Source organism: Bradyrhizobium sp. ORS 285, from assembly GCF_900176205.1.
GTDB lineage: Bacteria > Pseudomonadota > Alphaproteobacteria > Rhizobiales > Xanthobacteraceae > Bradyrhizobium.
On record NZ_LT859959.1, the window covers coordinates 6,727,907 to 6,748,215 of the forward strand.

Sequence of the window (20,309 nt, forward strand, 5' to 3'; positions counted from 1 at the left end):
AACTATCTCTGCTCAGCCTGCGCTCTGTGGCCGCCATGTCAGCTGCGGATTCCTCCAATCGATCGCCTCAAGCATGTAGGCCATCTGCGCGGCCGAGATCGACACCGCGCCATTGGACACCGAAGGCCAGATGAACTTTCCTCGGTCGAGGCGCTTGGCGTAGAGCGACAAGCCGATTCCGTCATGCCACAGGATCTTGACCAGATCCCCGCGACGGCCGCGGAAGATGTAGAGATCGCCGGCGTGGGGATCTCGCTTCAAAATCTCCTGGACCATCAGGGCCAGGCTCTGCATACCACGGCGCATGTCCGTGTGGCCGGTCGCAATCCAGACCTTGACGTCGCTCGGGATCGGAATCATCGCCGCCTCAAAAGGTCGAGAATGCGCCGAAGTGCCTCGGTGTCCACGTCGCGGTCGACGCGCACGCAGCAGTCGTCCAGTTCGATCTCGATCGTTCCGGCCCGCATGCTCGGTGCGGCACGCGATGGCGACGGTGGTGATGGCACCCTCGTCAAGTCGTCAGCCTGCGACGACACGATGGCGACAGGAACGATAGCCGGCACAGCCTCGGCACCCAGCCGGCCCTGCCGCGCCTGCCGGCGCCAGGTGAACAGCAGGCTCTGAGCCACCCCATGCCGCCGGGCAACTCCGCAGACGGTCTGCCCGGACTGCATCGTCTCCTCGATCAGACGAACCTTATCCTCATAACTCCATCGACGCCGCCGTTCGGCGCCCAAAACTTCCATCTGCATCGCCGCATGACCTCAAGGCTGGACTTAAGGCCATATCCTTAGGCGGCCGGTGACGCCGAACAAGGCGGCCTACGCCGGAGCGATACGCTCGTTCTGCACCGCGCCCACCGATTCGGAAAGAGCGCGCTGCCCCTGCGGCGAGCGATAGCGCCTTCGAGCAAGCTTCGTGCGAATGACACTCACAGTCTCATGCGAAAGGCTTCCACTCCGGCACATCCGCCACCATCCCGTGCGCTGAGCGGGGCGTTCTTGTCGTCGCATCCGAGGTTCGCTCGCAGGAGAAGCAACACGTCGAGGCCGGATCAACAGCGGAGTTTCATGCACTGTCACCGTAATCCCACGTCGTCATGGCCGGGCTTGCCCCGGCCATCCACGTCGGTCGGCATGCTGTGAACGACGTGGATGCCCGGGACGAGCCCGGGCATGACGGAGCAAACTAGCTTGCAGGATTTTTCGAGTTGCGGTGACAGTGCACAGTTCCGGTGACAGCACTGTCACCGGAATCTCCGCTTCGACGGCACCCTAGGCTTTATTTATCTCCCGTTGACTGCCTTGGAAGCGTTCGGGCATTCAATGCCGTCACGACTTGAAAAATCCAGTCGGAGAACGGTTGCTTCCAAATTCCACCGTGGCCATCGATAACATCTTTGTCAGTGTGGGCGACAATGAATGGAAAGTGCCTCTGATTTTCATTGGCTACGACGGACCAGCCGTAGGGATCGAGCCCAGTCTCCCCATTGCGCTTTTCGCTGTCTTCATTGTGCCACTTCGGTTCTCGTTTAAGGCAAAGTGTGGAGGCATAGAAAGTCTCGGCAATATCCGGCGTATTCTCTGACGCGCAGGGAGTTTCCGTCCGCAAAAGCGAATGAGTGTAGAACGGGGCGTAATTTCCGAGTGTCACCAGCGCTCTCTTGTCGAAGGAGAAGTCCGCAAATTGCCCAAGAGGAAAAGCCAATTTCGTAGCCCAGTCGTTGTCTGTGGACACGGTGACGACAAGCGGAGGCTGTTCCGGTGGAAAGACCTCCTCATTGCGCATAAAGCTGTCGATCGTCGAATATCGTGAGGCTTCGAAAGCGGGGTTGAGCAGCAGAACGGCGTCGGCAGATGCCTTGACGAGCTGATATTTGTTGCTGTTCGGCTTGGGGTAGGCCTTTTCAACATCCACAATCGTCGGTGCGTTGACTGCAGCAAAGAGCATGCGAGCCCCGAAGCTGTGCCCAATGGCTATGAATGAATCTCTTTTTCCCGAGACGCCCCTGATATTTCCAATTGTGCCGACAATTCTCGCAAGTATTGCAGATTGTGTGATGCGGTCTGCGACGCGGAAACGAGACCAAAACGAGAAGTAATCGAGGAACCCATTCCCTGTTGATCCATTCCAGCCGATATAGATTCCAAGCACTTGCTTGTCGGGCGACGCCGCAGCGAGTCGCTGCACCAACGTATCGAACTGCGTGTAGTTTTCATCGTTCCTGTTGGCCGCATGCATCCATCCGTGCACGTAGAGGACAATGAGCTTGGGTTTCGAAACGGCACCCTGCTTAACCGTGACACGTCTGTTGAAACACCTCTCTCTGAAAGGCGCGTCTGGTGGGTCCGCGCAGAGGTCCCACACGATTTCATTGAGTACATCAGTGAGCTCACAGCGATTAGCAAGACTTCCCTCGTTGGTCAGACGAACCATGATCGTCTTGCCTGAATTTGGCCGTGGAATATAATAAGGGTCGGTTTCGCGAGTGGCGGTACATTTGTTCTGAATGCCGACACTCAGCGGTTCGGCGTCGATGAACTGGGTGGATAGGACTAGCGCATAGGCGAGCAGGCCGAGCCCAAAGAGCGAGTAGATTGAAAACTTCAAACGTCTCACCTTAATACCTCCTATGAAAATCGTTCGTGCAAAACTCAATGATGACGGGAGCGCGGCGGTGTGTCGATATCTCGGCGCGTTGCGCGCGAGAATGCCGAACTGCTTGAACGCGTCGTCAACAGCCCCAATCTAGACGAGACCAATTAGCCACCCGCCTTCAATATGAATGACGCTGCTTAACCGCAGCTCCCTGCATTGCATTGATCGCGGACGCTGCATTTTCTGGTAAAGCTACGGTGCACTGAACTCCGCAAGTCGCCTTTCAAGTCCGCTCCCGCTCATCCTTCTCGGCCGGCTTCGGCCCGCGCTTGGCCGGCTTGAGCACGCGACCGGCCATCCTCTCGATGCGGCGGAGGAAGCGGTCGCTGCCGATCGGCCGTCCGATACTCTTGGCGGCGCGAAGGCGGGCCAGCAGAGCCTCCTCGGGATTACGGTAACAGCACTGTCACCGTAATTCTGAAGTACCAGCGCCGCCTCTCACGTCAGCGCCAGCACCACGTTGTTGACCAGTTCGCTTATGGTGTCGTCGGCTTGGTGCTGGACGACCACCACCGTTGATGGGTGGGCCACAATATTTCGACGGTCGAGCTTATCCTTCAGGATTTTGAAAATACTGGAGTTGATAAGGTTGGCTGTGTTGCAGATCTCGATGACTTCGCGCTCCTTCAGCTCGTCGGTGAAATCATCGTACTTCGCGATGGTGAGGCCGGTTTTCTTCGGATAGCGCTTTGTGATGGCCGTGTTAAAGGTCGCAAGACGGTTGGGGTCGCCCAATAGCCAATCGAGCAAGTGAGCGTAAGCCAGATTCCAAACCATGACAATGCAGGCACGGAAGGCCTTTGACCGGTAGCAGGTCAGAGCCTCCTGCAGAAAAGACCGCTCCTCGATGTTCGGGACCATCGCCGGAAGGTCTGTGAGGATTTTGTCCACGGCGATCACGCTATGATGGACACCATATTTCCCATCAAGTTCGGTGCGGCGGCTGCGGGCGAGCTTAAACATACCACGCTCCCGCATGAGGTCGGCCGGCTTCCGATCGGCCATGCGGTTGAGGTTCATCGCGATGTTGATTTGCGAGAGGTGAAGCCGATCGTAGCACCTTTTAATGTCGTTCGGCTCAAATAGCTCCTTGCCGCCGTGGACGTGTAGCCACCACGCGAAAAGACACATCTTCTCGCGTGGGGGATGGGCGTCAAATCCGGCGACTTGGGAAACCAGGTCTTCAAGCAGCATCGCCACCAGAGCCATTCTTCATCTCGGCCACGCGCTGGAGGCCAAGGTGATGGAGGGTGTAGGTGCCCTTCTCTGACGACGTGAAGAACTGCTGAGCCTTTAGATCTCTGAGAGGCTGGGAGAAGTCCTTCACATCGGTGGGCCACTTCAGCCATCGGTATACGGAATAGATGTGAGCCGGGGTGACCTTCTGGACACCGCCGTGCTCATAAAACCATGCCGCGGCTAGCAGGTATCGTTTGAGATGGCTCTCTGGCTTGTAGTCAGCCACGAAGGTCGTCAGCGGGACCTCGTAGGCGTTGAAATCGATCGGCAGAATGTCCGGCGTCGGCGCAGCCTTGCGCACGCCGTTCGACTTCGGCTTCTTCGGTGGGATGACCTCGGCCTCTTCGCCGGCATCAACGCTATCGAAATCCATCTCTTCCTGCTCGGGCTCGCCGCCACCGGTCAACTGAGGTGGAGAAGGTGGCAGGCGTCGCAGAGCGGGCGCCGCCGGCCGCAGCGCGTTCGTCAGGGCAGTGGTCAAAGTATGGATCTGGTCGTCAGCAACCTCGGCGTCCAGCACAATCAACTTGATCCGGGAGGTCCCGGTCGGCTTGTTACCCTTTGCCATTACTCGGTTTCCAAACTAGAGGGCGAATCAGACGTTGTGGGGTGGTGCCTATGTATCTCCGGGTAGCAATTTCCGGGCAAGGGGAAGTTGCTTTTTTGTTCCCCTTATCCCGTTTATGCCCCACCTCGACTTTTGTTCCTTGTTTGTTCTATTGGACGAGCAAGGGACTCCATGGGATTGGACGAAATTCTTAACGAAATCAGCTATATGCAACGCAAGATCGGCCGCCGCAAAAGGAAATTCTGACCCTTCGGCGGGCCGGGATACCGACCGCTGCAGCTGAATCGCTCTTGGAGCGGATGCAGCCAAGATGGATGGCTGTGCGAGCAGCGTGATGCCCTGGTGGCAATTACGGTGAAATTGCACAAAAGTTCTGACAGCCGCCCTGCTCGGCGCCAGCCGCCGGTCACGCCGCTCGCGGCTTGTTCACCGTCTCGATCCGATCGAGCGTCTTGCCGAGGCTGCGCTTCGCGATCTGGACGTCGTAGTCCGTCTGCAGGTTGAGCCAGAGCTCGGGCGTCGTATCCAGCGCCTTGGCGAGCCGGAGCGCGGTGTCGGCGGTGATGCCGGTCTGCTCGCTCGCGATCCGCTCGATCCGAGTTCGCGGCAGGCCGCACACCTTGGCGAGCGCGCCGGCGGACATCCCGAGCGGAATGAGAAACTCCTCGCGCAGAACCTCGCCGGGATGCATCGGCTTCAACTTCCTGGTCATTGCAGCGCCTTTCAGTGTAGTCCATGAGAACGGCAACGTCTCTGAGTTCCTTGCGCTGTTTCTACCAACTCCTAATTCATCGGCCAGAGCATCCCACCGCTGCCCAAACTGCCCGTCGTGCTGATTCCCCTTGCGCCGTCGAGGCTGGGCAAGAATCCAAATTAGGAGGCTAGGAGGGCTCGGCGCGGTGCGACTTCGAGCCATAGCCGTATCATCGTCCAGTTTCGTATCAAGGCAAGCGGAATCGCCTCTCGTGCGGCGTTGGCCTCGGCAGAGGCGGCGTGTTGAGCTGCAATAGCCCACGCGGTGATGCGGGCGAGGAAGTCGTTCAGGCCGAGAATGTTGAGGACGCGGCTAAAGTTGTAAGAGAGCGCCATGAGGCTCCATTCCCCGCGAACCTTGTCGAAGCTGCGGACGAGGAAATGCTGATACCCGGCGCGGCACTTGAGTGTGCCGAACGGATGTTCGACGAGGGCTGAGCGGCGACGCATCAGCTGGCCAGCCTGTTCGCTCGCCATTCTCTGGCGGTGACGATCCAGCACCTCCTCGTGCTCCCACCGAGAGACGTTGCGGCTTTTGGCCTTCGCGGAGAGGCAAGACGCCTTGAGGGGGCAGACGCTGCAGGTCGGCACTGAGCCCAGGTAACGGCGTTCCATTCTGCCGCTCGTATTCTTCCAGAGCTTCTTCGTGGGATGCAGCGCCTGGCCTGCGGGACACCGGTAGGTGTCGGTTGCGGAATCGTAGGTGAAGTCAGCTCGCGTGAAGCGCGTGTGCTTCTTGCCATTGCCGTGATGCAGCGGGACATAGGCGGTGATGCCATCATCCTCGCAAGCCTTGATATCCTCGCTGTTGTAGTAGCCGACATCGGCCAATATCTGCAGCGACGAGACCTCCAGGTTCTCCTTGGCCGCTATCGCCATCATATGCAGGTGTCGGACATCGCTGCGATTGACGACCTCGCTGGCGACGATCAGCTTGTTCTTGTCGTCAACGACGCTCTGGACGTTGTAGCCTGCAATCGTCTGATCGCCCTTGCTCAGCAGCCGCGCATCGGGGTCGGTCTTCGACACCTGTCCCTTGTCGTTTTTGTCAAGGTTCTCCAGATCGGACTGAGCGCGCTCACGCCGCGCCATCAGTTCCTTGATCCTGTCCCCGACATCGCCGCCGCCATTGCCATCCTTGCCGTTGTCGGGCCGCTTGGCTTCTGCTGCATCGTTGGTGTCGAGGGACTTGCCGTACGCCTCGATCTCCTCATCGAGCTTGGCGATCTGTTTGGCGAGCTTCCCGCGCGTGAAGATGCTGTCCTTGCTGGCATTGCCGTGGAATAGCGCCCCGTCGACCGCGACCAGGGTCCCGCCGATCAGATCGAGTTCGCGAAGCAGCAGCACGAAACTGCGGTTCGCGGCCTTCAGGGCCGCCCAGTTCTCCTTGCGGAAATTGGCGATCGTCCGGTAGCCGGGCTTGAGAGACTTCAGCAGCCAGATCAGTTCCAGATTGCGGCAGGCTTCACGCTCCAGCCGGCGTGATGACCGGATCTGGTTGATATAGCCATACAGGTACAGCTTCAGCAGATCGGACGGGGCGTATGGCGGCTGTCCCGCTCCCGCCGCGCGCCGGTCGGCGTGCCGAAATCCAAGCTTGGCAAGGTCGAGCGCATCGACATAGCCATCGATCGCACGAACCGGATTGTCCGCAGATACGTAATCCTCGATCCGCGGTGGAAACAGGCTGGCTTGCTCGCGGCTCTCACCGCTCTTGAACGGGCGATTCGTCATAAGCCGAATCGTACATCCCGCCACGCAAAACGCCCGAGATTCTTGCCCAGCCTCGTCGGGCAAATCACCTCCACATTTCCCGCCAGCCCGCCCGCACTGAGAGGGGCGCATCGCGATCGTCACGGGACGTTGCGGCGGGGAGTGGTGGCCGCGGGGCGACGCAGCATCTCATTGGGGGTGCGGACGAACGTCGTGCCGCGGACGGTCAAGCCGTGTGGTCCCGACACCCCGACGCTGGTGTCTTGGTCGGCGACGATGTCGATGACGGGGGCAAGCAAGCCCGGTCCCCTGGGAGAGCACGGAGCAGCCGTTCAAACCATCGCGCAGGGAAGGCCGGGTTGTTTCCGGCTGAGCCTGTGGTTCCTGCCCCGTGCATTTTCCTTCGCACGGGGGCCGCGGGTGCCAGTCGGCACTCGGCCTTCCCTGCGCCCTCTCATTGATGAGGACGCTCACATGCAGCAGAGCTCGGGCTGGTCAGGCCGCGAGGTCGCGGCGGCATGGGCGCGAGCGACGGCTGCTGAGTGCAGCAGGCTATTTGACAGGGTTGATCAGGAGATCAGGGAGCGCGGGCTGGCATGAGCACGCAGCTCGACATCGGATCCAGGTGAGACCTCTCTGCGAGCGCGGTGCGCGGAGAGTCCCCCTCACCCGGATTGCATCTTCGATGCAATCCGACCTCTCCCCGCAAGCGGGGCGAGGTAGAATGCCCGTCGGCGCGAAGAGAAGATATGTGCTCAACCAGGAGATGGCGGCTCAAGCGGGACTCGGGGGGCTCAAACGCCCGGCTTCGCCAAGTGGCTTCGCCGGGCACGCTTCGCCCTTCGGGCTACGGCTCGGCTGCGCCACGCGTAGCCCGCAGGGCGAAGCGTGGTGCCCAGGGGCGGGATCGAACCACCGACACTGCGATTTTCAGTCGCATGCTCTACCAACTGAGCTACCTGGGCAGGTCTCGTTCCGGGCCAAAAAGCCCAACGAGCCGGCGGGTTATAGTGGGGCGAGACGGTGCTGTCTACCGCCCTGAGGGGAAGTTTTCACATTCCTTTCGCAGTTGCGCGGAACGCCCCCGGGCCCGCCGCCGGACGGCGGGCACCGCCGGTGCAAGGCCATGAAAGCACGGCCTTATTCGACGTCGTCCTCGTCGCCCTCGGTGGCCGGGATGACATAGGAGCCGCTGAGCCAGCGGTTGAGGTCGACATCGCGGCAGCGCGGCGAGCAGAACGGGCGCGAGGCTTCCGCGGCGGGCCGGTTGCAGATCGGGCAGCGGCGAATGGGTTTGGCCGCGGTGGCGGTGTTGGGTTGGGGCGATTCGTCGGACATGGCCGCTATCTAGGCGCACGCGCCGGCCAATGCATCCCCTTCGGCGTCAGACGCCGACGGTGTTCAGCCACCCGAAGCGGATCGGAAAGCCCTCGCCGGCGAGCAGGGTCGTGGTCTCGTACAGCGGCAGGCCGACGACGTTGGTGTAGGAGCCGACCATCTTGACCACGAACGAGCCCGCGATGCCCTGGACGGCGTAGCCGCCGGCCTTACCCCGCCATTCGCCGGAGCCGATATAGGCCTGAATGTCGTCCTCGCTGAGCCGCTTGAAGCGGACGCGAGTCTCGACCAGGCGCTGGCGGAACGCCTCCTTCGGCGTCACCAAGGTGATCGCGGTATAGACGCGGTGGTTGCGGCCCGACAGCAGGCGCAGGCACTGCGAGGCCTCGTCGACCAGATTGGCCTTCGGCAGGATGCGGCGGCCGACCGCGACCACGGTGTCGGCGGAGATGATGAAGGCGCCGCGCAGCTCGTCGTCGAGCTGGACGGATTTCAGCGCCGCATCGGCCTTGGCCCGCGCCAGGCGGTTGGCGCAGGCGCGCGGCAGCTCGCCGCGCTTCGGCGTCTCGTCGACATCGGCCGGACGCAGCGCGTCGGGCTCGATGCCGGCCTGGTTGAGCAGCGCCAGACGCCTCGGCGAGCCGGATGCAAGAACGATTTTGGGACGGCCGAGCATGCTGATTTCGCTAGGGGATTCGGAAGGCGTGGGGCGAGCGCGCGGAACCTATCGGAAGGGGTGCCATTCCACAACCCGGAGACTGCGACAAGGCTGCGACAGCCTGCTCTACGGGCTCAGTTTGAGCGGCGGACGACGTTGGTATTTCGGTTCGATGACACCTCGCGGCGGAACTTGGAACTACAGACCCGCGGGTCCCGGCTTGGCGAAGCGCTTGCGGATGCGCGTGAACAGGCCGTCGCAGACCTCGCGATAGGCCGACAGCTTCTGCTCGCGATTGCCGTCGGTATTCGTGGGGTCCGGCGTCGGCCAATATTCGACGTCGGCGGCGATGGTGCGGGTCAGCTCGAGGGCCTTGTGATGCGCTTCCGGAGAGAGGGTGATGATGAGGTCGAAGTTCAGGCCCTCCCAATCCTCGAGCTCCTCGAAGGTGGTCGGCTTGTGCTGCGAGATGTCCTGGCCGAGCTCGGCCATCACGGACACCGCGAACGGGTCGAGCTCGCCCTTCTTGACGCCGGCGGAGCGGACGTAGAGCGCATGCGGAAACATCTGCCGCAGCAGGCTCTCGGCCATCGGCGAGCGCACGCTGTTCTGCCCGCAGGCGAACAGCACCGCCTGCGGCTGGCGCGCGCGCGGCGGCCCCTCGGCCATGCGTCTAGGCGCCCTTGGCCGGACGGCAGGACGCGCGGAGAGGAGCGCGCGGCGTCACTGGCCCTCGCCCTTCCAGTGCAGCACCGTGATCAGGGTGAACAGGCGGCGCGAGGTCTCGAAATCGACCCGCACCTTGCCCTTGAGCCGCTCCTGCAAAGTGCGCGAGCCCTCGTCATGGATGCCGCGGCGGCCCATGTCGATCGCCTCGATCTTGTCGGGCGTGGCGGTGCGGATCGCCTGGTAGTAGCTGTCGCAGATCATGAAATAGTCCTTCACGATCCGCCGGAACGGCGACAGCGACAACAAATGCGTGACGACCGGCGTGCCGTCCTCGCGGCGGATGTCGAACATCAGCCGGTTGGCGGTGATGCCGAGATGCAAAGTGAAGGGGCCGGTGCCGTCGGCGCCCTCGGGCGCGAACAGGTTTTCCTCGACGAGGTCGTAGATCGCGATCGCCCGCTCATGCTCGATATCCGGACCGGAGCGGCCGATCGACTCCTCGTCGAGCGTCACCGCCACGATGCGATTGGTCCGGTCGTCGCCTGGCGGGTGCTGGGTCATGGCAGGTTGAGGCGTATTCCCACGGAGCGTGAATGGGCGTCGAGACCCTCGGCCTTGCCCAGAGTCATCGCCGCTGGCCCCAGCGCGCGCAACTGGTCCGGACCGCATTTCAACAGCGACGTGCGCTTCATGAAGTCGAGCACGCCGAGACCGGAGGAGAACCGCGCCGAGCGCGCGGTGGGCAGCACGTGATTGGAGCCGCCGACATAGTCGCCGATCGCCTCCGGCGTGTGCGCGCCTAGGAAAATGGCACCGGCATTGCGGACCTTCGAGGCGAAGGCATCCGGGTCGGCGGTCATGATCTCCAGATGCTCGGCGGCGATGGCGTCCGCGAGCGGCACGGCCTTGTCGAGATGGTCGACCTCGATGATGGCGCCGAAATCGGCCCAGGACGCGCCGGCGATCTCCGCGCGCGGCAAGGTCTTGAGCTGGCCCTCGACGGCGCGGGCGACGTCATCCGCGAGGCGGCGGCTGTCGGTGATCAGGATCGATTGCGCGCTGGCATCGTGCTCGGCCTGGGCGAGCAGATCGGCAGCGATCCAGTCGGCATTGCCGCTGTCGTCGGCGATGACCAGCACCTCGGACGGGCCGGCGATCATGTCGATGCCGACCTTGCCGAACACCAGCCGCTTGGCGGCGGCGACATAGGCATTACCCGGGCCGACGATCTTGGCGACCGGCGCGATCGTCGCCGTGCCATGGGCGAGCGCGGCCACGGCCTGGGCGCCGCCTACGCGGTAGATCTCGGAGACGCCGCCGAGATGGGCTGCCGCCAGCACCAGCGGGTTGAGCTTGCCGTCGGGCGCCGGCACCACCATCACGAGCCGGCCGACGCCGGCGACCTTGGCGGGAATGGCGTTCATCAGCACCGAGGACGGATAGGCCGCGGTGCCGCCGGGGACGTAGAGACCGGCGGATTCGATCGCGCTCCAGCGCCAGCCGAGCTCGACGCCGGCGGCGTCGGTGAAGCGCTGGTCGGACGGCAGCTGCTTGAGATGAAAGGCCTCGATACGGTCGCGGGCGAATTTCAGCGCATCGACGGTGGCCGGGTCGCAGGCCTTCATCGCGACTTGGATTTCATCGGGTGTGACGCGCAGCGTGGCGGCGGTCAGCTCCAGCCGGTCGAACTTGGCCGTCGCCTCGAGCAGCGCCGCATCGCCGCGCTTGGCGACGTCGTCGACGATGGCGCGGGCGGCGGCTTCGACGTCGGCGGAGGTCTCGCGCTTGGCGGCGAGAAACTGCCGAAACTGGGTGTCGAAATCGGCGTGAGCGCGGGACAGGCGAATGGGCATCTCTGGCACTTTCCGAAGGGGTGGCTGCCCCAGACCCCCTGCTCAATGGCGCGGCAGCGCGGGGCCGTCAACCCTTTGAACCGGCCCCTACCCGGTCAGCGGCGGCACGTCGTCGGAGGTGCCGAGATCATCGGCACCGAGATCGGTCAGCTCGCATTCCAGGCACTCGACATCGAGCCGCAGCGCGCCGCCATGGGAGAACAGCAGCAGCGCACTGCCGGCGGGGGCCTCGGTGCCCGGATGGAATTCGATGCCGATCAGCTCCAGCGCGGCATCGGGCGCGGCGAGATCGATGCGGCGCGACTTGCAGGCGAGCACGCGGTCGAAGCGCAATGCCGCCAGCAGCCGGCGCGGCTCGTTCTCGCCATGCAGCGCCTGCTCCCAGTCGAGCCGGTTCATGCCGATGACCAGCCGCTTCTCGGCCTGGCGCCAGATGATGTCGGCCGGCTGCACCCGCGCATCCTGCACATGGGCGGAGATCACGGCGAGATCGTCGGCGTCGAGCGCGATCAGTTTGAGCCGGTCGGTCACGACATCATCCTCTTGGCAGCCTCATTCGCGAATGCGCTCGATCGTCGCGCCGCAGGCCTTCAGCTTGTCTTCGAGCCGCTCGAAGCCGCGATCGAGATGGTAGACGCGGTTGATCATGGTCTCGCCTTCCGCCGCCAGGCCTGCAATCACCAGCGACACCGAAGCGCGCAAATCGGTCGCCATGACAGGCGCGCCGCGCAGGGTCGAGATGCCCTCGATCCGCGCGGTCTCGCCGTCCAGACTGATACGCGCGCCGAAGCGGGCGAGTTCCTGGACGTGCATGAAACGGTTCTCGAAGATGGTCTCGGTGATCGCCGACGCACCCTGCGCCCGCACCATCAGCGCCATCAACTGGGCCTGCAGGTCGGTAGGGAAGCCGGGAAACGGCGCGGTCGTGACCTGCACCGGGCGGATGCCGTGGCCGTTGCGGACGACACGAATGCCCTCGGCATCGCTCGAGATCTCGGCACCGGCTTCAGCCAGCACGTCGAGCGCGGATTGCAAGAGCTCCGGCCTCGCGCCGGCGAGTTGGACGTCGCCGCCGGTCATCGCGGTCGCGATCGCATAAGTGCCGGCCTCGATGCGGTCCGGCAGCACCGTATGCCGCGCGCCGTGCAGCGATGCCACGCCCTCGATCTCAATGCGTGGCGTGCCGGCGCCGGAGATACGCGCGCCCATCTTGTTGAGGCAGTCGGCCAGATCGCTGATCTCCGGCTCGCAGGCCGCGTTGGTGATGACAGTCGTGCCCTTGGCGAGCGCCGCGGCCATAACCGCGACGTGGGTGCCGCCGACGGTGACCTTGGGGAAATCGATCGTGCCGCCGCGCAGGCCGCCCGGCGCCTTGGCGACGACATAGCCGGCGTCGATGTCGATGCTGGCGCCGAGGCTCGTAAGCGCCATGATCAGGAGATCGACCGGCCGCGTACCGATGGCGCAGCCGCCGGGCAAGGATACCCGCGCCTCGTGCATGCGCGCGAGCAGCGGCGCGATCACCCAGAAGCTGGCGCGCATCCGCGACACCAGCTCGTAAGGCGCCGTGGTGTCGATGATGTTGGCCGCCGAGATCTGCAAGGTCTGACCCTGGTACTGGCCATCGCCCGGGCGCTTGCCGACGGACATGATGTCCACGCCGTGATTGCCGAGAATACGCTGCAGCTGCGCGACGTCGGCCAGGCGCGGGACGTTGTCCAGGATCAGCGTCTCCGGCGTCAGAAGACCCGCGATCATCAGCGGCAGCGCGGCGTTCTTCGCGCCCGAAATCGGGATGATGCCGTGAAGCGGTTTGCCGCCGACGATGCGAATGCGATCCATGCTGGTCCTGCTGAGCTGGCCGGGAGATTTGCCTAAGGTTGGCGCAACAGGACCGACATTACGGCGATTTGATGGGTTGGCAACGGCAGCTCGCAACCTCCGGATATTCATCCCCGAACACCGCAATCGCCGCCGCGAATCACACCGGCGGGACCAGCGCATCGGCGAGAAAGCCGTGCAGCGCCGCCACCACCTGGGCGCCCTCGCCGATGGCGCCGCCGACCCGCTTGACCGAGCCGGAGCGCACATCACCGACCGCAAAGACCCCGGGCACCGAGGTCTCCAGCGGCGACACCATCCGTCCGGCATTCTGCTCCGACTGCGCGCCGGTGACGACGAAGCCGGCGCGGTCGAGCGTCACGCCGCAATCGCCGAGCCAGCCGGTGGCCGGATCGGCGCCGACGAACAGAAACAGATGGCTGATCTCGGCCGGTGTCTCCTCGCCGGACAGCCGGCTCTTCAAGGTGATGCGCTCGAGCCCGGTATCGGGACCACCATCGAGCCCGACCACCTCGGTGTTGAACAGGAGCTCGATGTTCGGCGTCGCCTCGATGCGCTCGATGAGATAACGCGACATCGATGCGGCGAGGCCGCCGCCGCGGATGATCATCCGCACCTTCTTGACGTGCCCCGAGAGAAACACCGCGGCCTGCCCTGCGGAATTGCCGCCGCCGACCAGCGCAACCTCCTGTCCGGCGCACAGCCGCGCCTCGATCGGCGAGGCCCAGTACCAGATGCCGCGGCCCTCGAATTCCTTGAGCCGGTCGAGATCAGGCCTCCGATAGCGCGCGCCGCTGGCCACGACGATCGAGCGCGCCCGCACCTCGTCGCCGCCCTCCAGCGCCAGCACGAAGGCGCCGTTCTTGCGCTCACAGTCGAGCGCGTTCACCGACACAGGGATCATGATCTCGGCGCCGAACTTCTGCGCCTGGTTGAAGGCGCGCGCGGTCAGCGCGAGCCCGGTGATCCCGGTCGGAAAGCCGAAATAGTTCTCGATGCGGGCGCTGGCGCCGGCCTGGCCGCCGAAGGCGCGCGAATCCAAGACCGCGACCGACAGACCTTCGGAGGCGCCGTACACGGCGGTGGCAAGCCCCGCCGGGCCGCAACCGACCACGGCGACATCATAAATCTTCTCGCCGCGCGGACCGCCGATCATGCCGATGGCGCGGGCGAGCTCGGTCTCGCTCGGATTGCGCAGCACGCTGCCGTCGGAGACCACGACCAGCGGCAGCTCCGCGGGGGTCGGCGAATAGCGCGCGATCAGATCGGCCGCGTCATGATCCGTGGCGGGATCGAGCAGATGGTGCGGAAAGCCGTTGCGGGTGAGAAAGCTCTGCAGCCGCGCGATCGCGGCCGATTGCGGCGGGCCGATCATGACCGGGCCCCCGGCGCCGCCCTGAATGAGATTGACCCGGCGCAGGATCAGCGCCCGCATGATGCGCTCGCCGAGCTCGGCCTCGGCGATCAGCAATGCGCGCAGCTTGTCCGGGGGAATCAGGATGACCTCGACCTCGCCTTCGGCGTGGCCGTCGACCAGCGCGACGCGGCCGGAGAGCTGGGCGATCTCGGCGAGAAACTGCCCTGGCCCCTGGTCGATGACCGGCGTGACATGGCCCAGGCCGTCGCGCTGGGTGATGGCGACATGGCCCTTGAGGATGACGAACATGCCCGGCCCCGGCTTGCCGGTCTCGAACAGGCACTCGCCGTCACGGTAGGTGCGGATCTCGCCGAAGCCGCGCAGGCGCGCAATCTCGGCCGGGGTCAGCTCCGGGAAGGTCTGCTCGAATCGGGCAAAGGTCTTCGCGAGCTCCGCGCCTGGTGCCGCTTCATTCGCCGTCGTCCCGTCAGTCGCCGTCATCACGCTCCCCGCTTCACTCTGCTCACTGCTTCGATTCGTCGGCGCTTTCGACAGCAGCGGCATCGATACTCTCCCTCTCGACAGCCGCCTGGCTCCGCTCCCGGCTCTGCGCCTTGCGCCGCTTGAGGTTCTCGCGCAGCGCCTGCTTCAGCCGCTCCTCGCGCGCGGTTTTCGGCGCCGCCGGCTTGCTCTGATCGGTCATCCCCCTTCCCCGGTCATCTTTTACCAGAAGCACAATCGGTGCTGCGGACGCGAAAGCCAAGAGGGACGCGCCGCAGACGGTAAGTTCCGCTGCGTACTGCGTCGCCTGCCCGGATGGGGAGTTGCGGGGGGCACCACGTTGATTTCCGCCTCTTCCGACCGCATGCAGCGACAAACGCCGTCCGAACCGGCAATTTCGGACCGATTCGGGGCTCTTTCGCCCGGTTTCGGCGAAAAGCATCTGCGTCTTTCCCCGAAAACCGGGCGAGCCGCGCTTGCGCATGTCCGGACCTTGTGGCAAGAACCGCCCGCGTTCGGGCGCGGCCTTCGGGCCGGCCCCAGTCGCGTTCCTGCTGCCGTAGCTCAGTGGTAGAGCACTCCCTTGGTAAGGGAGAGGTCGACAGTTCAATCCTGTCCGGCAGCACCATCTCGTTCTCCCCCGACACAGATCCGCACCAACTCGGCCTCATGGTTCTCAAGGCGATGCAAGCGCATCGCCTGAACGCGCCGCGTTTGGCGATCGTCGTGACCGCTTGGTTCGGGCGCGGCGCACCATGAGGGGCGAGGCGTGAGATTGCAGCGGCACCGCGACTCTCCCTCTCCTGAGGAGACCGCCGGAGGCGGTCGTCTCGAAGGATGTGCCACGAGCACGATGCTCGCCACAGCACGCCTCACCGCGGCAACAGATTCTCCTTCGCCAGATCGATCACCTCGTCGCCGCGGCCGCTCATGACGGCGCGGATCAGCCAGACGCTGAAGCCCTTGACCTGCTCGAGGCCGATGGTTGGCGGCATCGACAGCTCCTGGGTGGCGGTGACGACGTCGAGCACCGACGGGCCGTCATGCGCCAGCCACTCGCTGACGGCGCCCGGCAATTCGCCGGGATCCTCGACGCGGCGGCCGTGGATGCCCATGGCCTTCGCCATCGCGGCGAAATCCGGATTCTCCAGGCTGGTGCCGTGCTCGACGAAGCCCGACGCCTTCATCTCCAGCGCGACGAAGCCGAGCGTGCCGTTGTTGTAGATCACGACCTTCACCGGCAGCTTCATCTGCTTCAAGGTGATGAGATCGCCCATCAGCATCGCGAAGCCGCCATCGCCCGACAAGGAGATCACCTGCCGCCCGGCCTGCGCCGCCTGGATGCCGATGGCCTGCGACATTGCATTGGCCATCGAGCCGTGCACCAGCGAGCCGCTCAGACGGCGGCGGCCGTTCATGGCGATGTAGCGCGCGGCCCAGATGGTCGGCATGCCGACGTCGAAGGTGAAGACCGCGTCATCGGACGCGGTCTCGCTGATCAGCCGCGTCAGATATTGCGGATGGATCGGGCGGCGGCCGGGCGTGCCGACGGCGAGATCGTCGAGGCCTTTGCGCGCGGAGGCATAGCGCTTGAGGTTCTCGTCGAGATGCTGGCGATCCGACTTCGTCGCGAGCTTCGGCAGCAGCGCGCGAATGGTCTCCCCGACATCGCCGACCACGCCGACATCGAGCCGCGCGCGGCGGCCGAGCTGGCTTGGCCTGATGTCGACCTGCGCGATTCTGATGTCGGATGGAATGAACTGCTTGTAGGGGAAGTCGGTGCCGAGCATCAGCAGCGTGTCGCAGCTGTGCATGGCGTGATAGCCGGAGGAGAAGCCGATGAAGCCGGTGAGGCCGACATCATAGGGATTGTCGTATTCGACATGCTCCTTGCCACCGAGCGCATGCACGATCGGGCTCTTCAGGGTCTCCGCAAGCTGCATCAGCTCGGCATGGGCGCCGGCACAGCCGCGGCCACAGAACAACGTGACGCGCTCTCCCGTGTTGAGCAGCACGGCCAATGCGTCGAGCTGCGGCTCGGCCGGGCGCACCACTGGCTTCGGCGGCAAGAGGCCGATCGTCGGCGGCAGCGCCCGCTTCGGCGCGGCCTTCAGCGCCACGTCGCCGGGAATGACGATCACCGCGACGCCGCGCTCGCCGACCGCAGCGCGGATCGCATTGTCCAGCACGAACGGCATCTGCGAGGGATCGGAGATCAGCTCGCAATACACGCTGCATTCGCGGAACAGATTTTGCGGATGCGTCTCCTGGAAGTAGCCGCCGCCGATCTCGCTCGACGGAATATGCGCGGCGATCGCCAGCACTGGGGTGCGGCTGCGCTGCGCGTCATAAAGACCGTTGATGAGATGCAGATTGCCCGGGCCGCAGGAGCCGGCGCAGACGGCGAGCTCTCCCGTGATCTGCGATTCACCTGATGCTGCGAAGGCCGCGGCCTCCTCATGGCGAACATGCACCCAGTCGATCGTCTTGCGGACGCGCAGCGACTCCGTCAGCCCGTTCAGGCTGTCGCCGACGACGCCATAGATACGTTTCACGCCGGCAGTCTCGAGCGTCTCGACGATCTGGTCTGCTAGGGTGGCCATGAGCTGATCAATCCTGTGGTCATGAGAAGGGCCGCACGGCGCGACCTCCGTCGATCCGGTGTCGTACCTTGCACGAGCCGGGCCAACCCAATCAAAAACCCGCGTAACGCAAGAGTTCCAGACGGCGGCATGCAACGGAGACGATGACGGGGACATGACAGCGCCCGATCGCGGGCCATGACAACGCATCCTCGCGACGCATCCTGCGTCCGAGCTTTGCTTGCAAGACCGCCCTCTAACAATCGAGGGCGCAGGGAAGGCCGGGAGCCTGCCGCCCCCATGGCCCGCCTGCAGAAAAAGAATGCAGGCGGCAGTCACCACAGGTTCGGCTGGGACATCCCGGCCCTCCCTGCGCGATGGGCTTACGAATTATACGCGATCTCCCTGGGGACCGGCTGTCTTGCCCCCATCACCCGCCATGCGCGCGAGGCACATCACGAGCTTGACCTCAGCACCGGGAGGCCAGGACCACGCGACTTCTCCGTCCGCATCGAAACTGTTCGTCCGCTCGCGAATGCGTAGCTGCAACTCCGATCCGGCCACCGCATCCCACGCTCAACGCTCGTGACGACTCGCGAAGCGCCCCTCGTTGATGAGCACGGGACGGCCGGAAATGTGCAGGTGATTTGCCCGACGACACAAGCCGAAATGCTGCGGCAAACTGGCACGACGGGCAGTTTGGGCATAAGAGATATGCGAAAGCACTTGCGGGCTCGATGTCCACCGCCGACCGAGACCGACGCAACGAAACCCCAAGCGAAAAAGAAGACGACCAAGCCAAGCTGCTTCGACCGTAAGTCCTTACTACAGTTCTGAGATGCGTCCATGTCCCTGATCGACCGCCTGTTGCCGAACTACCAGTTCTCCGAGCGGCACGAGACGCAACCTGATGTTCCTGCCCTATTGGCTCGTGATCCGGCCAGTGAGCAGTCTAATCCGGCGGCGCATGCTCGGCGCCATCATGCAGACGGCGGAGCAACGGAGAATGGACCCAGCCGCAGCCAGAAAACTGGATCCGCGCGGGGATTGTTGACTCCGATGTTTCGATCGTGGACCGTACCGGCATCGGGAGCGATGAGATGGTGAGCCCGGAGCTGGCGGCACAATGGACGATGGTGAGGGCCCTGCTCGGCCGGGCTCAGGCGACGCTTCCGTCGCCTCCGCTCCGGCATGTGCAGGCCTGCGCCAAGCTGTACGAGGATTTTGCTGACTATCTCGAGCAGAACGAGCTCGAGCTTGCGCTCGACACGCTGATGGAGCTCGGCCATCTCACCTCGCCCGGCGGCGGCTTCTGGCGGGACCTGGAGCGCGCCGCCGAGGTCATGGGCCTGACCGACCGGGTGGTGGCGCTGAGGCAGGCGCTGCCTTCAGCGCCGCTGCCCCCGGACGGCGAGTAGGCTTGAAGATGACTTGAAGGTGAGTTGGAGATGATCAGCGCAGCGATCCCCGCACGCGGCGGGGCGATCGCATATGGCTCGGCACTCCTCAGGGCCTCGTGGTTCGAGACGCGCCGAAGCCGGCACTCCTCACCATGAGGGTCTGACACCGAGGACGGTCCTGCACATCGACCATGAACACCTCGAGAGGCGTGTTCATGGAGAGGGTTTGAGAATCCCGTCGCGAAACAGGCCTCGTCCTGAGGAGCCCGCCCGAGGCGGGCGTCTCGAAGGACGGTGGGAGGCGCGCTGCGGCTGCGAGCTTTGCTCATATGCAATCTTCCTGGCGCGGGCGTGGCGAGCTAAACTGAAGTTGTCGCGACGGCGCCCATCGATCACTCACCCGGTTACAAATCGAAATTCGTCGGCAGCATTACGACGTCGCGGATGGTCATGCCGCGCGGGCGCGTCAGCATGAACATCACGACATTGGCGACCTCGGCCGGCTCCAGCAGGCTGCCGGATTCGCGCGCTTCCTTCAGCTTCTCGGCCGGCCAGTCGGCGATCAGCGCGGTCACCACAGGGCCCGGCGAGATCGCACCGATGCGGATGCCGTGCTTGAAGACCTGGCGGCGCGTGGTCTGCACGAAGCAGTCGATCGCCCATTTCGAGGAGGCATAGACCGGCTCCCACGGCGTCGGATAGTGCGCGGCCAGCGAGCTGGTGACGATGATGTCGCCGGAGCCGCGCGCGATCATGTGCGGCAGCACGTCGCGGACGTTCTTGATCACGACATTGACGTTGAGATTGAGCATGCGGTCGATCGCATCGGTCTTGGCGTCGACGAGATCGCCGCCGAGATAGCTGCCGGCATTGGCGTGGAAGATGTCGAGCCGGCCGGCCGCGTCGAGCACGCGCGGCAACAGGGTGGCGCAGTCCGTCGCATCGAGCAGGTCGATGACCACCGGGATCACCGCGTCGCCATGGCGCTCGCGCAGGCGCGCCAGTGCGGCGGCGTCGCGATCGATCATGACGACGCGCGCGCCGGCGGCCAGCATCGCCTCGCTGCTGGCGAGCCCGATGCCTGACGCCGCACCGGTGACGGCCGCCACCTTGCCTTCGAGTTCCCTGGTCATCGCATCCTCCCTGTTGGGACACATCCTAGCGCAGTTCGGATGCGC

General features: G+C 64.3%; 19 protein-coding genes and 2 tRNA genes. 2 read left to right on the plus strand and 19 right to left on the minus strand.

Annotated features, from left to right (window positions below):
• Positions 1-12: 12 nt before the first annotated feature.
• The 17 genes from tnpB to BRAD285_RS35575 form a co-directional block, all read right to left on the minus strand.
• Positions 13-360 carry an IS66 family insertion sequence element accessory protein TnpB gene (gene tnpB / locus BRAD285_RS30090; RefSeq protein WP_006613318.1) on the minus strand — a complete coding sequence of 116 codons (348 nt, stop codon included), beginning with the start codon at positions 358-360 and terminating at the stop codon, positions 13-15.
• Positions 357-746 carry a transposase gene (locus BRAD285_RS30095; protein WP_157681650.1) on the minus strand — a complete coding sequence of 130 codons (390 nt, stop codon included), beginning with the start codon at positions 744-746 and terminating at the stop codon, positions 357-359. Before BRAD285_RS30095 ends, tnpB begins: the two co-directional genes overlap by 4 nt.
• Before the next feature lie 535 nt (positions 747-1,281).
• Complete coding sequence (locus BRAD285_RS30100; protein ID WP_006609591.1) at positions 1,282-2,619, minus strand: hypothetical protein; 1,338 nt, start codon at positions 2,617-2,619, stop codon at positions 1,282-1,284.
• 477 nt (positions 2,620-3,096) lie between these two features.
• The gene (locus tag BRAD285_RS30110; protein WP_035644626.1) at positions 3,097-3,867 is read right to left on the minus strand and encodes a hypothetical protein; all 771 of its coding nucleotides are present in this window, start codon (positions 3,865-3,867) and stop codon (positions 3,097-3,099) included.
• On the minus strand, positions 3,842-4,465 hold the full coding sequence (locus BRAD285_RS30115; protein WP_006609593.1) for a hypothetical protein: 624 nt from the start codon (positions 4,463-4,465) through the stop codon (positions 3,842-3,844). Before BRAD285_RS30115 ends, BRAD285_RS30110 begins: the two co-directional genes overlap by 26 nt.
• 406 nt (positions 4,466-4,871) lie before the next feature.
• Complete coding sequence (locus BRAD285_RS30120; RefSeq protein ID WP_035644629.1) at positions 4,872-5,177, minus strand: HigA family addiction module antitoxin; 306 nt, start codon at positions 5,175-5,177, stop codon at positions 4,872-4,874.
• Positions 5,178-5,338: 161 nt separating this feature from the next.
• A complete protein-coding gene (locus BRAD285_RS30125) occupies positions 5,339-6,952 on the minus strand; it encodes an IS1182 family transposase (RefSeq protein WP_087877574.1) in 1,614 nt (537 codons plus the stop codon).
• An 868-nt stretch (positions 6,953-7,820) separates the two neighbouring features.
• Positions 7,821-7,896, minus strand: a tRNA-Phe gene (locus BRAD285_RS30140).
• 175 nt (positions 7,897-8,071) lie between these two features.
• The gene (gene yacG, locus BRAD285_RS30145; protein ID WP_006613057.1) at positions 8,072-8,269 is read right to left on the minus strand and encodes a DNA gyrase inhibitor YacG; all 198 of its coding nucleotides are present in this window, start codon (positions 8,267-8,269) and stop codon (positions 8,072-8,074) included.
• Between the two features lie 46 nt (positions 8,270-8,315).
• Positions 8,316-8,945 (minus strand): Maf-like protein, encoded by a 630-nt coding sequence (locus tag BRAD285_RS30150; RefSeq protein WP_006613056.1) that lies wholly within the window; start codon positions 8,943-8,945, stop codon positions 8,316-8,318.
• Positions 8,946-9,125: 180 nt separating this feature from the next.
• The gene (locus BRAD285_RS30155; RefSeq protein WP_006613055.1) at positions 9,126-9,596 is read right to left on the minus strand and encodes a low molecular weight phosphatase family protein; all 471 of its coding nucleotides are present in this window, start codon (positions 9,594-9,596) and stop codon (positions 9,126-9,128) included.
• Between the two features lie 54 nt (positions 9,597-9,650).
• Positions 9,651-10,157, minus strand: a complete 507-nt coding sequence (locus BRAD285_RS30160; protein ID WP_006613054.1) for a UPF0262 family protein — start codon at positions 10,155-10,157, stop codon at positions 9,651-9,653.
• Positions 10,154-11,449 (minus strand): histidinol dehydrogenase, encoded by a 1,296-nt coding sequence (hisD, locus tag BRAD285_RS30165; protein WP_006613053.1) that lies wholly within the window; start codon positions 11,447-11,449, stop codon positions 10,154-10,156. The genes BRAD285_RS30160 and hisD overlap by 4 nt, the downstream gene beginning before the upstream one ends.
• A gap of 87 nt (positions 11,450-11,536) precedes the next feature.
• Positions 11,537-11,980 carry a DUF2948 family protein gene (locus BRAD285_RS30170; protein ID WP_006613052.1) on the minus strand — a complete coding sequence of 148 codons (444 nt, stop codon included), beginning with the start codon at positions 11,978-11,980 and terminating at the stop codon, positions 11,537-11,539.
• Between the two features lie 21 nt (positions 11,981-12,001).
• The gene (murA, locus tag BRAD285_RS30175) at positions 12,002-13,291 is read right to left on the minus strand and encodes a UDP-N-acetylglucosamine 1-carboxyvinyltransferase (protein ID WP_006613051.1); all 1,290 of its coding nucleotides are present in this window, start codon (positions 13,289-13,291) and stop codon (positions 12,002-12,004) included.
• Between the two features lie 139 nt (positions 13,292-13,430).
• Positions 13,431-15,149, minus strand: a complete 1,719-nt coding sequence (locus tag BRAD285_RS30180) for a cyclic nucleotide-binding domain-containing thioredoxin-disulfide reductase (RefSeq protein ID WP_006613050.1) — start codon at positions 15,147-15,149, stop codon at positions 13,431-13,433.
• A 22-nt stretch (positions 15,150-15,171) separates the two neighbouring features.
• Positions 15,172-15,633, minus strand: coding sequence for a hypothetical protein (locus BRAD285_RS35575; RefSeq protein ID WP_139020650.1), 462 nt, complete (start codon positions 15,631-15,633; stop codon positions 15,172-15,174).
• A 69-nt stretch (positions 15,634-15,702) separates the two neighbouring features.
• Between BRAD285_RS35575 and BRAD285_RS30190 the strand changes: the two genes are divergently transcribed.
• Positions 15,703-15,777 (plus strand) — tRNA-Thr (locus BRAD285_RS30190).
• A 244-nt stretch (positions 15,778-16,021) separates the two neighbouring features.
• On the opposite strand, the gene poxB is transcribed toward BRAD285_RS30190, so the two are convergent.
• A complete protein-coding gene (poxB, locus tag BRAD285_RS30195) occupies positions 16,022-17,752 on the minus strand; it encodes a ubiquinone-dependent pyruvate dehydrogenase (protein ID WP_006613048.1) in 1,731 nt (576 codons plus the stop codon).
• A 1,079-nt stretch (positions 17,753-18,831) separates the two neighbouring features.
• On the opposite strand from poxB, the gene BRAD285_RS30205 reads away from it, so the two are divergent.
• Positions 18,832-19,149: a hypothetical protein gene (locus BRAD285_RS30205; protein ID WP_035646349.1), complete on the plus strand. Its 318-nt coding sequence runs from the start codon at positions 18,832-18,834 to the stop codon at positions 19,147-19,149.
• Positions 19,150-19,535: 386 nt separating this feature from the next.
• Here BRAD285_RS30205 and BRAD285_RS30210 read toward each other — a convergent pair whose 3' ends face one another.
• Positions 19,536-20,264 carry an SDR family oxidoreductase gene (locus tag BRAD285_RS30210; protein WP_006611911.1) on the minus strand — a complete coding sequence of 243 codons (729 nt, stop codon included), beginning with the start codon at positions 20,262-20,264 and terminating at the stop codon, positions 19,536-19,538.
• Positions 20,265-20,309 lie beyond the last annotated feature (45 nt).

Bases quoted from the DNA above. Each gene is read 5' to 3' on its own strand.
- tnpB (WP_006613318.1), bottom strand. From the start codon at position 360: ATGATTCCGATCCCGAGCGACGTCAAGGTCTGGATTGCGACCGGCCAC.
- BRAD285_RS30095 (WP_157681650.1), bottom strand. From the start codon at position 746: ATGGAAGTTTTGGGCGCCGAACGGCGGCGTCGATGGAGTTATGAGGAT.
- BRAD285_RS30110 (WP_035644626.1), bottom strand. From the start codon at position 3,867: ATGGCTCTGGTGGCGATGCTGCTTGAAGACCTGGTTTCCCAAGTCGCC.
- BRAD285_RS30115 (WP_006609593.1), bottom strand. From the start codon at position 4,465: ATGGCAAAGGGTAACAAGCCGACCGGGACCTCCCGGATCAAGTTGATT.
- BRAD285_RS30120 (WP_035644629.1), bottom strand. From the start codon at position 5,177: ATGACCAGGAAGTTGAAGCCGATGCATCCCGGCGAGGTTCTGCGCGAG.
- BRAD285_RS30125 (WP_087877574.1), bottom strand. From the start codon at position 6,952: ATGACGAATCGCCCGTTCAAGAGCGGTGAGAGCCGCGAGCAAGCCAGC.
- yacG (WP_006613057.1), bottom strand. From the start codon at position 8,269: ATGTCCGACGAATCGCCCCAACCCAACACCGCCACCGCGGCCAAACCC.
- BRAD285_RS30150 (WP_006613056.1), bottom strand. From the start codon at position 8,945: ATGCTCGGCCGTCCCAAAATCGTTCTTGCATCCGGCTCGCCGAGGCGT.
- BRAD285_RS30155 (WP_006613055.1), bottom strand. From the start codon at position 9,596: ATGGCCGAGGGGCCGCCGCGCGCGCGCCAGCCGCAGGCGGTGCTGTTC.
- BRAD285_RS30160 (WP_006613054.1), bottom strand. From the start codon at position 10,157: ATGACCCAGCACCCGCCAGGCGACGACCGGACCAATCGCATCGTGGCG.
- hisD (WP_006613053.1), bottom strand. From the start codon at position 11,449: ATGCCCATTCGCCTGTCCCGCGCTCACGCCGATTTCGACACCCAGTTT.
- murA (WP_006613051.1), bottom strand. From the start codon at position 13,291: ATGGATCGCATTCGCATCGTCGGCGGCAAACCGCTTCACGGCATCATC.
- BRAD285_RS30180 (WP_006613050.1), bottom strand. From the start codon at position 15,149: ATGACGGCGACTGACGGGACGACGGCGAATGAAGCGGCACCAGGCGCG.
- BRAD285_RS35575 (WP_139020650.1), bottom strand. From the start codon at position 15,633: ATGCGCAAGCGCGGCTCGCCCGGTTTTCGGGGAAAGACGCAGATGCTT.
- poxB (WP_006613048.1), bottom strand. From the start codon at position 17,752: ATGGCCACCCTAGCAGACCAGATCGTCGAGACGCTCGAGACTGCCGGC.
- BRAD285_RS30205 (WP_035646349.1), top strand. From the start codon at position 18,832: ATGGTGAGCCCGGAGCTGGCGGCACAATGGACGATGGTGAGGGCCCTG.
- BRAD285_RS30210 (WP_006611911.1), bottom strand. From the start codon at position 20,264: ATGACCAGGGAACTCGAAGGCAAGGTGGCGGCCGTCACCGGTGCGGCG.